This window comes from Bacillus sp. LR--39 (assembly GCF_053613335.1).
In genome coordinates this window covers 1-1,397 of record NZ_JBSIOT010000160.1, presented here as the reverse complement: position 1 = coordinate 1,397, position 1,397 = coordinate 1, and the positions used below count along the sequence as shown (strand labels likewise).

Below are 1,397 nucleotides of genomic sequence, written 5' to 3'. Positions count from 1 at the left end.
GGAACGGTGGCTTCATCTAATTGCTTCGTGCTTTTCAAATATTTTGTAAGTGCGTGATCCAGCAAATTTGCTTCCAGTTTGTCATGGTCCATGTCAATTTCCCCATTTCGAGATGCATTCATAACATACGAACGATATGATTTACTTATTATTTTACTGATTCCGAATAGGGAAAGTCAAAAAAGCAAAATGTGAATTCACAGCTTTTATCCTACATGCCTCGATTTTCCACCTGTTTGACAAGTTTATCTTTAAAAGTTTGGAAAGGAACGTGTTCACTCTGCTGATCTCCGAATCGGCGGACGTTTACCGCATTCTCCTGCTCCTCATGATCTCCAAGCACCAGCACGTACGGAATTTTTTGCACCTGCGATTCTCTGATTTTATAGCCCAGCTTCTCATTGCACTCATCAATGCCGGCTCTTATCCCCACCTGCTTCAGCTCCGCCTGCACTTTTCTGCAATAGTCTAAGTGAACGTGCGAAACCGGTATGATTTGAACCTGGACCGGTGCGAGCCAGACTGGAAAAGCCCCGCCGTAATGCTCGATCAAAATGCCGAAGAAACGGTCGATTGAGCCGAAAACCGCTCTGTGGATGACAACGGGACGAACCTTCTCATTGAGTTCGTTGATATATGTTAAATCAAATTTTTCCGGCATTTGAAAATCAAGCTGAATTGTCGCACATTGGTGGCTCCGTTTTAGAGCATCTTTTATATGGAAATCAATTTTCGGCCCGTAAAACGCCCCATCGCCTTCATTGATCTCATAAGAGAGGCCAAGCTCCTCAAGGACGCGTGCTAAGGCACGTTCCGACGCTTCCCAAAGGCTGTCATCGCCTAATGAATCCTCCGGGCGAGTCGAAAGCTCAACTGAATACTCGAAACCAAATGTCCGATATACCTCATCAATCAGCCGAATCGCTTCTTTGATCTCACTCTCAATCTGATCCTCCCGAACGAAAATATGGGCGTCATCCTGACAGAACGTCCGAACGCGAAGCATTCCGTTTAAAGCGCCGCTGTATTCATGGAGGTGCACCTGTCCGAATTCCGCCATGCGAATCGGCAGATCCCGATAAGAATACAGGCTGTTTTTAAAGATGAGCATGTGGCCGGGGCAATTCATCGGCTTCATTGCGAATCTTGTATCATCCACTTCTGAAAAGTACATATTGTCGCGATAATGGTCCCAATGGCCTGACTGCTCCCATAACCGCTGATTCATCATAAACGGCGTACGCACCTCATCGTAGCCGGCATTTGTTTGCAGCTCACGCGAGAAGCGCTCCAGCTCATTGCGGACAATCTGCCCTTTCGGCAAATAAAACGGCATCCCCGGCGCTTCTTCAGAAAACATAAACAGCCCTAACTGTTTGCCGAGCTTGCGATGGTCT

Annotated in this window: 1 protein-coding gene and 1 pseudogene; both read right to left on the bottom strand. The window is 46.8% G+C overall.

The window, feature by feature from the left end:
• Positions 1-92, bottom strand: a pseudogene (locus ACWHAR_RS21365) (MarR family transcriptional regulator); the annotation flags it as partial.
• A gap of 119 nt (positions 93-211) precedes the next feature.
• A partial coding sequence (gene thrS / locus ACWHAR_RS21360) for a threonine--tRNA ligase (RefSeq protein WP_452087754.1) occupies positions 212-1,397 on the bottom strand: 1,186 nt, incomplete at its 5' end.